The sequence below is a fragment of the Mycobacterium colombiense genome, from assembly GCF_003284975.1.
GTDB classification, from domain to species: domain Bacteria; phylum Actinomycetota; class Actinomycetes; order Mycobacteriales; family Mycobacteriaceae; genus Mycobacterium; species Mycobacterium europaeum_A.
This window is the reverse complement of sequence record NZ_QMEU01000046.1, coordinates 25,416-34,845: the sequence shown is the minus strand read 5'-3', so window position 1 is coordinate 34,845 and position 9,430 is coordinate 25,416. Positions and strand designations below refer to the sequence as shown.

Here is a 9,430-nt window from a genome sequence, read left to right as displayed (position 1 = left end):
GCTTGTCGGCGCCCAGCCCGGCGGCCACCTTCACCAGCGGCAGGCCCGGCGCCGCCCGGTCCGGTTTGGTGGGCGTCGGCCAGCACGGCCCGACGCAGAAGTAGTCCGCTTCGCTGCGCGCGGCCGCGGCGGCCTCATCGGCGCTGTGGGTGGACGAGCCGAGCAGCATGTCCGGCCCGACGATGTCGCGCGCGATCGCCAACGGCAGGTCGCCCTGGCCGAGGTGCAGCACGTCGGCCCCGGCCGCGCGGGCGATGTCGGCGCGGTCGTTGACGGCGAACAGGGCGCCGTGCCGGCGTGCCGCGTCGGCCAGGACCTGGCACGCCGCCAGCTCCTCACGCGCCTCCAGCGGGCCGAACCGCTGCTCACCGGCCGAACCCTTGTCGCGCAGCTGGATGATGTCCACGCCGCCGGCCAGGGCGGCGTCGGCGAATTCGGCCAAATCGCCGCGCTCACGGCGTGCGTCGGTGCACAGATAGAGTCGCGCCGCGGCCAGAGCGGAGAGTGGTCTATTCGAGGGACGGTGCACACCGAGACGCTAGCGCGCTAGCGTGGAGCCGAAGAGAACCACTAGACACGGGAGTCCCGGGTAGTCGAGGCGACTGCGGGGCTGAGAGTGGGCACAGCCGGAGCCACCCGGACCTGCCCTTACCGTCACACCTGATCCGGATCATGCCGGCGAAGGGAGGCTCGAGAATGACCGGGATGCCCTCGGGACCCCCATTGGGGTCCCTGGCCGTCATCGGCGGCGGCGTCATCGGGCTGGCGGTGGCGCGCCGCGCCGCGCAGGCCGGCTGGTCGGTGCGGGTTCATCGCAGCGACCACCAGGGCGCATCCTGGGTGGCCGGCGGCATGCTGGCGCCGCACAGCGAAGGCTGGCCCGGCGAGGAGCGGTTGCTGCGGCTGGGCCTGGAATCGCTGCGGCTGTGGCGCGAGGGCGGTTTCACCGACGGGCTGCCGCCCGGGGTGGTCACCGCGCGCGAGTCGCTGGTGGTGGCCGTCGATCGCGCCGACGTCGCCGACCTGCGCACCGTCGCGGACTGGTTGTCCGGCCAGGGGCACCCGGTGGTCTGGGAATCGGCGGCCCGCGACGTCGAACCGCTGCTGGCGCAGGGCATCAGGCACGGCTTCCGGGCGCCCACCGAGCTGGCCGTGGACAACCGCGCGGTGCTCGACGCGCTGGCCGCCGAGTGTGAGCGCCTCGGGGTGCGGTGGGCGCCGGCGGTGCACGACCTGTCGCGCGTCGAGGCCGACGCGGTGGTGATCGCCAACGGCATCGACGCACCGGCGTTGTGGCCGGGCCTGCCGGTGCGCCCGGTGAAGGGCGAGGTGCTGCGGCTGCGGTGGCGCAAGGGTTGTATGCCGTTGCCGCGGCGGGTGGTTCGCGCCCGGGTGCACGGACGGCAGGTGTACCTGGTGCCCCGCGCCGACGGGGTGGTCGTCGGCGCCACCCAGTACGAGCACGGGCGCGACACAGCCCCCGTTGTCTCGGGGGTGCGCGACCTGCTCGACGACGCGTGCGCGGTGCTGCCGGCGCTGGGCGAATACGAGTTGGCCGAATGCGCCGCCGGGCTGCGCCCGATGACCCCGGACAATCTGCCGTTGGTGCATCGCCTGGATGCGCGGACGCTGGTTGCCGCCGGCCACGGCCGGTCGGGATTTTTGTTGGCGCCCTGGACGGCAGAACAGATCGTTTCCGAACTGGCCCCGGTGGGAGCACACCCATGATCGTCCTGGTCAACCAGCAGAAGGTCGACGTCGACGCGCCCATCACGGTCGCCGCGTTACTGCAGTCCCTGGGGTTCCCGGACCGCGGGGTGGCCGTGGCCATGGACGACGCGGTCCTGCCGCGATCTCGTTGGGCTACAGAGCTTTTCGACGGTGCCCGGCTCGAGGTGGTGACGGCGGTGCAAGGTGGCTAAAAGCGAGATGCCCAAGCTGACCATCGCAGACCGCAGCTTCGCGTCGCGGCTCATCATGGGGACCGGCGGCGCGAGCAACCTCGCGGTGCTCGAAGAGGCGCTGGTGGCCTCGGGCACCGAGCTGACCACCGTAGCGATCCGCCGCGTCGACGCCGAGGGCGGCACCGGATTGCTCGATCTGCTCAACCGGCTGGGCATCACCCCGCTGCCCAACACCGCGGGATGCCGCGGCGCGGCCGAGGCGGTGCTGACCGCACAGTTGGCGCGCGAGGCGCTGAACACCAACTGGATCAAGCTCGAGGTGATCGCCGACGAACGCACGCTGTTGCCCGACGCGGTCGAATTGGTGCGAGCCGCAGAACAATTGGTCGACGACGGGTTCGTCGTGCTGCCCTACACCAACGACGATCCGGTGTTGGCGCGCCGGCTCGAGGACGCTGGCTGCGCGGCCGTCATGCCGCTGGGTTCGCCGATCGGCACCGGCCTGGGCATCACCAACCCGCACAACATCGAGATGATCGTCGCCGGGGCTGGCGTTCCGGTGGTGCTCGACGCCGGCATCGGAACCGCCAGCGATGCTGCGCTGGCGATGGAATTGGGTTGCGACGCCGTGCTTCTGGCGACCGCGGTGACCCGGGCCGCCGATCCGGCGGCGATGGCCGCCGCGATGGCCGCCGCGGTCACGGCCGGGTATCTGGCCCGGCGCGCCGGACGGATCCCGAAGCGGTTCTGGGCGCAGGCTTCCAGCCCCAGCCCGAGCCAATGAATCGTTATGTGGCGCTGGGCAGTTCGATGGCCGCGGGCCCGGGCATCCGTCCCCGCGCGGCGGGGGCTCCGCGATGGTCGGGCCGATCCGCACGCAACTACGCCCACCTGATCGCGCAGCGTCACGGCTACGACCTGGTCGACGTCACCTTCTCCGGGGCGACCACCGCGAACGTGCTCACCGAAAGCCAGCGCGGGGCGCCACCCCAGATCGCCGCGCTGGACGGCACCGAAAGTCTGGTCACCGTCACCATCGGCGGCAACGACGTCGGCTACATCCCGCTGCTGATGGCCGCGTCGCTGCCGCGGGCACTGCGGCACCTGCCGTTGCTCGCCGACCGCATCACCGAACTGCTGGACCGCCGGGCGCGAGATGTGGCCTTGGACGCGGTGTTTGAATCGCTGTGCGCGGTCGGCCGGGTGGTGCGCCACCGGTCCGCGGGGGCACGGATATTCTTCGTCGACTACCTGACGATGCTGCCGCCGCCGGGTGTGCCGGCCGCGCCGCTGTCGAGCGCCGACGCCGACCTGGGTCGCCATGTGGCCGCGACGCTGGAGACGATGACGGCCGATGCTGCCGCGGCTACCGGCTGCGGACTCATCCGTGCCGCCGCGGCCAGCCGGGAGCACCACGCATGGTCGGCAGAGCCCTGGACGACGCTGCCCACCCGCTTGGGTGTGTCATTGCCCGGACGCCCCGCTCCGTTGCACCCGAACGCCGATGGGATGCGCGCGGTAGCGGATTTGGTTGCGGCCGCGCTCTAAGCGTCAGCCGTTGGTGCGCCACCACTGGTAGAGCGCGTTGACATCGGAGTTGGCCGACGTGAGGTGTCCCAACACGTTTTTGGCGTCGGTGGTCCAGGTCAGCGTCGCGTAGTTCTTGTAGGTGCCGCAGGCGATCTGGCCGCCCGTCTGGCCGTTCTGCTTCCAGGTTCCCGGTGACTGCCCGGCGTCCCCGCACGCGGCCAGGGACACGTCCTTGATCGTGGAACTGAACGCGGAGCCCAGGTTGGTGCTGTTGGAGAAGAGCGCGTAGACACCCGATCCCGGTCCGCTGGAGTCCGGGCTTTGCCCGCACACCAGTTCGGCCAGCTCGCCCGCCTCGGTCAGCTCTTGGGACTTGCAGTTGTTCAGGCCGTAGCCCTTCGACAGCGAGGCGGCCAGCGTGTTGAGGTCAGCCGCGTTACCCGTGTTGGGTTCGGCGCTTGCGGTGGCACAACCCGCGAAAGCCAAACTGCCCGTAAGGGTTGCGGCCGACACGACTCGCAGCGCGGTGTTGAGATGTGACATTTTCCTGACTCCCTGCGGTTGATGGAAATAAAGAGGGGCGAACGTCTCTCGTCATCTGTTCTTGAATCGGTTGCGGCCCTTCGCCGCATCTCACCCGTTGGCGCGCCACCACCGGTAGAGCGCAGCCACGTCGGTGTTGGACGCGCGCAGGTAGCTCAGCGTGTTCTTGGCGTCGGTGGTCCAGATGATCTCGGCGCCGTTGCGGTACGTGCCGCAGGCCGCGTGACCGGCGCTGCCGGCGGCGCCGTCCTTGTGCCAGGTCGACGGCGACTGGATGGCGTCCCCACAGGGGGTCAGGACGTCCTCTTTGATGGTGGCCTTAAACGAGGTGGCCAAGTTGGCGGCGTTGGTGAACAGGACGTACTTGGCCTGAACCGGGCCGCTCGGGTCAGGACTCTGCCCGCAGGTGAGTACCGCCAGTTGCGCGCTGCGGTCGATGTTTCCGGCAGTGCAGTTGTTCAGGCCGTAGCCCTTCGACAGCGAGGCCGCAAGCGCATTGATATCCGACGGGTTGCCGGTGGTGGCGGGATCCGCGCTCGCAGTGACGCCGCCCGCTAAGGCTGAACCGGCCGCGAGGGCCGTTAGGACCGCTGCGCTCAGCACGTTGCTGAAATCAGACATTAATGGCTCCTTAACGGCGACTTCTAAACACGGATAGTAGGTCTATGCCGTGGTAAAGCAATACGTTCCGCAGGCAATTGTCTGTGTAGGCATCCTTCGCCGGCCCAACGGGCAGAGGTCCAGTAAAATGATAGTGCCGCGTGGCTCGGCGCGCCCGTTGGCGAATTATGTTGAGCCCGGCGGTAATCGACCCGCCCGGTGAATGCGGTGGTGTCTTCGGCGCGTTGCGCCCGGCGCGGCCCTAAACCAGATTTTGCATTGCTAGTGCCGATCAGAGTCCGCTCGGGTATGGTTAGCACCGCTTTACGTCAGCTAACTTCTCTGGACTGGAGAATCCATGACACAACCCCCTCCTCCGCCGCCCAATTACCCGCCGCCGTCTCCCGGTTACCCGCCGCAGCAGCCGGCCGGCGAAGCGCCGAATAACTATCTGGTGTGGTCGATTCTGGCGACCCTGTTCTGCTGTCTTCCCTTCGGCATCGTGGCGATCGTCAAGTCGAGCCAGGTCAACGGGTTGTGGGCGCAGGGCCGCTACGCGGAGGCGCAGGCGTCCGCCGAAAGCGCCAAGAAATGGGTGATCTGGTCGGTGGCCATCGGCGTCGTCGTGGGCATCATCTACGGCATCCTGATGGCGGTCGGTGCGCTCAACACGAACACCAACGCGGCACTCGCCGCGATGTTCTAAAGGTTCTAGAGTTCGATCATGGTGACCCGCTGGGGGGCGGCGCACGCGAGCTTGGGTGCGCCACTGGTGGTGGCAGCATCCACGACGCTGATGTGCGCCGCCATCTGGGCGGGTGACCCGACCACCCCGAACGGTCCGCTGCCGGTTTGTCCCACCAAGGCGTTGTTGGGGATCGACTGTCCCGGCTGCGGCAGCTTGCGGATGGTGTATTCGCTCTTGCACGGCAACCTGTTGGCGGCCGCCAGGTTCAACGCGTTGGGCCTGGCGGCTGTCGTGCTGCTGACGTGGGCCTATTTTTCCTGGACATACGGGCGCCTGGTGGGCCGGCGCATCCGCAGCTGGCAGCACCGTCGCTGGGCCGCCGCCGTGACGCTGTCGCTGGTGCTGGCCTGGTTCGTGGTGCGCAACATCCCGTTTGCGCCCTTCAGCGCACTGCATGTCTGATACCGCCGTGTCCTGATCCGGGCCGGTTCGGCGGCGGTCTAACCTGGGGCGCGATGCTGAACAAATCCACAACGATTCCGGCGATGCTGGCCGTTGTCGCCCTGACCGCGTTCTCGACCGGCTGTTCGCATCGGTCGTCCGACTCGCAGCAAACGCACCCCGGCGCGGCCGAATTCGCCGCCGGTCTGCGTGACAAGGTCACCACCGACGCGATGATGGCCCACCTGTCCAAGCTGCAAGACATCGCCAACGCCAACAACGGCACCCGGGCGGTGGGCACGCCCGGCTACGAGGCCAGCGTCGATTATGTGGTGAACGTCCTGCGCGGCAGCGGATTTGACGTGCAGACCCCGGAATTCTCGGCGCGCGTGTTCCACGGCGAGAAGCCGGTGCTCACCGTCGGCGGCAGATCGGTGGAGGCGCACGCGCTGGACTTCAGCCTGGGTACCCCGCCGGACGGGGTGAGCGGGCCGCTCGTCACCGCTCCGCCGAACAACTTGGGTTGCGCGGCCGCCGACTACGCCGCCCTGCCGCTGCAGGGCGCCGTGGTGCTGGTGGACCGCGGTACCTGCCCGTTCGCGCAGAAGGAAGACGCCGCGGCACAGCGCGGCGCCGTGGCGATGATCATCGCCGACAACGTCGACGAACAACAGATGGGCGGCACGCTCGGCCCGACCACCGAGGTGAAGATTCCGGTGCTGAGCATCACCAAATCGGTGGGGGTGCAGCTGCGCGGCCAGCCCGGCCCCACCACCATCAAGCTCAACGCGAGCGTCCAAAGCTTCCGCGCCCGCAACGTGATTGCGCAGACTAAGACCGGGTCGGCGACCGACGTGGTGATGGCCGGGGCCCACTTGGACAGCGTTCCCGACGGGCCGGGCATCAACGACAACGGATCGGGCGTGGCGGCGGTACTGGAAACCGCTGTGCGACTGGGGAATTCACCACCGGTGCACAACGCGCTGCGGTTCGGCTTCTGGGGCGCCGAGGAGCTCGGACTGATCGGGTCGCGCAACTACGTCGAGTCGCTGGACCTGACGGCGCTGAAAAACCTTGCGCTGTACCTCAATTTCGACATGCTCGCATCGCCGAACCCCGGCTATTTCACCTACGACGGCGACCAATCGCTGCCCGCGGACGCGCGCGGCCAGCCGGTGGTGCCCGAGGGCTCGGCCGGTATCGAGCGCACGCTGGTCGCCTACCTGAAGTCGGCCGGCAAGACCGCGCAGGACACCTCGTTCGACGGCCGGTCCGACTACGACGGGTTCACCTTGGCGGGCGTCCCCGCCGGCGGTCTGTTCTCGGGGGCGGAGGGGAAGATGTCCGCCGACCAGGCCAAGTTGTGGGGCGGCACCGCCGATCAACCGTTCGACCCCAACTATCACCAAAAGACCGACACCCTCGACCACATCGACCGCACCGCGCTGGGAATCAACGGTGGCGGTGTGGCTTACGCGATGGGAATGTACGCGCAGGACCTCGGCGGGCACAACGGTGTCCCCGCCATGGCGGACCGGACCCGGCACGTGCTCGCCAAGTCATGATGTCCCGGTTGGCCGCGACGCTGCTGCTGCTGGCCGCCCTGGTGGCCGGGTGTTCGGACACCCGGCCGGGTCAGCCGACGGCCACCCCGGACCTGGCGCACAGCCTGGCCAAACGGGTGAACGTCGAGGGCCTGCTGACCCATCTGCGCGCCCTGCAGAACATCGCCAACACTAACGGCGGCATCCGCGCAGACGGAACACCCGGCTTCAACGCGACCGTGGACTACGTGGCTAAGACGCTGCGCGACAAGGGTTTCGACGTCCAGACGCCGCAGTTCGACCGGCTTTACACCGTGTCGTTGGGCAAGCCGGCGCTGACGGTTGCGGGCCGCACCTATCCGGTGGACCAGGCCTCGCTGCTGGTCCAGACGCCGCCCGGCGGACTGACCGGCCAGCCGGTCCGGCCGGCCCAGCCCTCGGGCTGTGCGGCCACCGATTACCCCTCGTCCCTGCCGAAAGGGGCGATCGCCGTCGTGGACGACGCGCGCTGTTCGGTGGTCGACAAACAGAACAGCGCGGTGGCCAAGGGCGCCAGCGCACTGATCGTGCTCAGTTCGCCCACCGGACGGGGCGCGCCGCCCACCCTGTTCAGCCCCGGCTACTTCAAGCAGCTGACCGTGCCGGTCGCCGTATTGGGCGCCTACGGCGCCGCCGCGCTGTCCGGCTCCACGGCACCGGTACACCTGGTGCTGGATGCGCAGAACTTCAACATCACTTCGCGAAACGTCGTGGCGCAGACCAAGACCGGGTCGGCCCACGACGTCGTCGTGGTCGGCGCCCACCTGGACGGCTCCCGCGCCGGGCCCGGGATCAACGACGACGGCTCCGGGGTGGCCGCCGTGCTGGAGACGGCGCTGCAACTGGGCCCGCTCGCCCCCGTCACCAACGCAGTGCGGTTCGTGTTCTGGGGCGCCGAGGAGGACGGCCGCAACGGCGTCATGGATTACGTGTTCGGCATGGACCGCGACCAACTCAACGACATCGCGCTGTACCTGAACTTCACCATGCTGGGGTCGCCGAACGCGGGATTCTTCACCGACGACGGCGATCAGTCCGGCCCGCCCTCACCCAACGTCTCGGCCGCGGACGTGCCCGAGGGATCGGCCGGCATCGAACGCACCCTGGCCGGTTATCTGAACCTTGCCGGCAAGCGTCCCGCCGACATGCCCTTGGACACCAGGGCCGACTATCACCCGTTCATGGTGGCCGGCGTGCCGGTCGGCGGCATGACCACCGGCGCCTCGCAGCCGAAAAGCCCCGTGCAGGCCCGGTTATGGGGTGGTCAGGCCGGCGTGGCGTTCGATCCCAACTTCCAGAGCCCTCGTGACACCGTCGACAACATCAATCGGGAAGCGTTGGCGGTCATGGGTTCTGGCGTCGGGTTCGTCGTCGGCAGCTACGCGGAATCCATCGGCGGGGTCAACGGCGTGCCGCCGCACAACAAGAGGCATCGCACCCGGGTGCCGTAATGGCGCGGCGTGTCGAACCCGGCTGCTACAACCGGATGGACGTTCGGTGGCGGCATGCCGCGGGAGACGCCGCGCAACGTTAAGCCGCATTCGCAACAGGACAACACCGGCTTTCTGTAGAAGGATGAAGCCGTGCGAATGCTTCTCGTGCTGGCGAGCTTCGCCGCGGTGATCGGTTCGGCCACGCCGGCCCAAGCCGAGCCGGGCGACAACCCGGATGCGAACTTCTTGGCGGCGCTCGACCAGGCCGGCGTCCCTTACCGGAACGGCACGGTCGCCATTCGGGTCGGCAAGAAGGCCTGTGAACTGATGGACCAGGGCCACTCCCAGGCCGACGTCATCCAAAGTGTGTCGTCGGAAAATGCCGGATACACCGTGGCGGACGCGACCCGCTTCACGACCAGCGCCGTCAGTGCCTATTGCCCACAACACCTCGGTGAGCCGACCACCGAGCCGCCGCCCCCGATCGCCTGGTGGAATATTCCTTGGATTCCCTTCCCGCCGCCGGGGGCTGCGTAGGCGACGGTCATACGTTGACGCACGACGCGAGGTCGGCATCGGCGCGCTGAGCGCACTGGCACTGTGGCTCGCAATCCCATAGTTGGGTGAGGGATTCGTGTGGGCCCCTTTCACTCCGCGGTGTGCCGCACCGCCGTTCTGGTACCTGTGTGGCCGGCGTTTGCTGGATCG

12 protein-coding genes are annotated in these 9,430 nt (G+C 68.6%); 9 read left to right on the top strand and 3 right to left on the bottom strand.

The genetic code is table 11. From position 1 onward, the window contains the following. Positions 1 to 529 (bottom strand): thiamine phosphate synthase (thiE, locus tag DQP58_RS15735; RefSeq protein WP_112709245.1); only part of this gene is annotated, 529 nt, incomplete at its 3' end. Between the two features lie 176 nt (positions 530 to 705). Here thiE and thiO point away from each other — a divergent pair. Genes thiO through DQP58_RS15715 form a run of 4 tightly spaced genes read left to right on the top strand, consistent with a single transcriptional unit; the run spans position 706 to position 3,452 of the window. Next, on the top strand, positions 706 to 1,728 hold the full coding sequence (thiO, locus tag DQP58_RS15730) for a glycine oxidase ThiO (RefSeq protein WP_112709244.1): 1,023 nt from the start codon (positions 706 to 708) through the stop codon (positions 1,726 to 1,728). Continuing rightward, positions 1,725 to 1,922 (top strand): sulfur carrier protein ThiS, encoded by a 198-nt coding sequence (thiS, locus tag DQP58_RS15725; protein WP_112709241.1) that lies wholly within the window; start codon positions 1,725 to 1,727, stop codon positions 1,920 to 1,922. The genes thiO and thiS overlap by 4 nt, the downstream gene beginning before the upstream one ends. Positions 1,923 to 1,929: 7 nt before the next feature. Then, positions 1,930 to 2,688 (top strand): thiazole synthase, encoded by a 759-nt coding sequence (locus DQP58_RS15720; RefSeq protein WP_430916111.1) that lies wholly within the window; start codon positions 1,930 to 1,932, stop codon positions 2,686 to 2,688. Then, entirely contained in the window at positions 2,685 to 3,452 is a 768-nt protein-coding gene (locus DQP58_RS15715; RefSeq protein WP_112709239.1) for an SGNH/GDSL hydrolase family protein, read from the top strand. The genes DQP58_RS15720 and DQP58_RS15715 overlap by 4 nt, the downstream gene beginning before the upstream one ends. A gap of 3 nt (positions 3,453 to 3,455) precedes the next feature. On the opposite strand, the gene DQP58_RS15710 is transcribed toward DQP58_RS15715, so the two are convergent. After that, complete coding sequence (locus tag DQP58_RS15710; protein ID WP_112709238.1) at positions 3,456 to 3,977, bottom strand: serine/threonine protein kinase; 522 nt, start codon at positions 3,975 to 3,977, stop codon at positions 3,456 to 3,458. 90 nt (positions 3,978 to 4,067) lie between these two features. Further along, positions 4,068 to 4,598 (bottom strand): serine/threonine protein kinase, encoded by a 531-nt coding sequence (locus tag DQP58_RS15705; RefSeq protein WP_112709237.1) that lies wholly within the window; start codon positions 4,596 to 4,598, stop codon positions 4,068 to 4,070. Between the two features lie 337 nt (positions 4,599 to 4,935). Between DQP58_RS15705 and DQP58_RS15700 the strand changes: the two genes are divergently transcribed. The 5 genes from DQP58_RS15700 to DQP58_RS15680 all read left to right on the top strand — a co-directional run bounded on the left by DQP58_RS15700 (position 4,936) and on the right by DQP58_RS15680 (position 9,259). Further along, positions 4,936 to 5,283 (top strand): CD225/dispanin family protein, encoded by a 348-nt coding sequence (locus DQP58_RS15700; protein WP_112709236.1) that lies wholly within the window; start codon positions 4,936 to 4,938, stop codon positions 5,281 to 5,283. Positions 5,284 to 5,301: 18 nt separating this feature from the next. After that, complete coding sequence (locus tag DQP58_RS15695; protein WP_112709235.1) at positions 5,302 to 5,727, top strand: DUF2752 domain-containing protein; 426 nt, start codon at positions 5,302 to 5,304, stop codon at positions 5,725 to 5,727. 53 nt (positions 5,728 to 5,780) lie between these two features. Then, positions 5,781 to 7,271: a M28 family metallopeptidase gene (locus tag DQP58_RS15690; protein WP_112709234.1), complete on the top strand. Its 1,491-nt coding sequence runs from the start codon at positions 5,781 to 5,783 to the stop codon at positions 7,269 to 7,271. Continuing rightward, positions 7,268 to 8,740, top strand: a complete 1,473-nt coding sequence (locus DQP58_RS15685) for a M28 family peptidase (protein WP_112709233.1) — start codon at positions 7,268 to 7,270, stop codon at positions 8,738 to 8,740. The genes DQP58_RS15690 and DQP58_RS15685 overlap by 4 nt, the downstream gene beginning before the upstream one ends. 138 nt (positions 8,741 to 8,878) lie before the next feature. Further along, positions 8,879 to 9,259, top strand: coding sequence for a DUF732 domain-containing protein (locus tag DQP58_RS15680; RefSeq protein WP_112709232.1), 381 nt, complete (start codon positions 8,879 to 8,881; stop codon positions 9,257 to 9,259). Positions 9,260 to 9,430 lie beyond the last annotated feature (171 nt).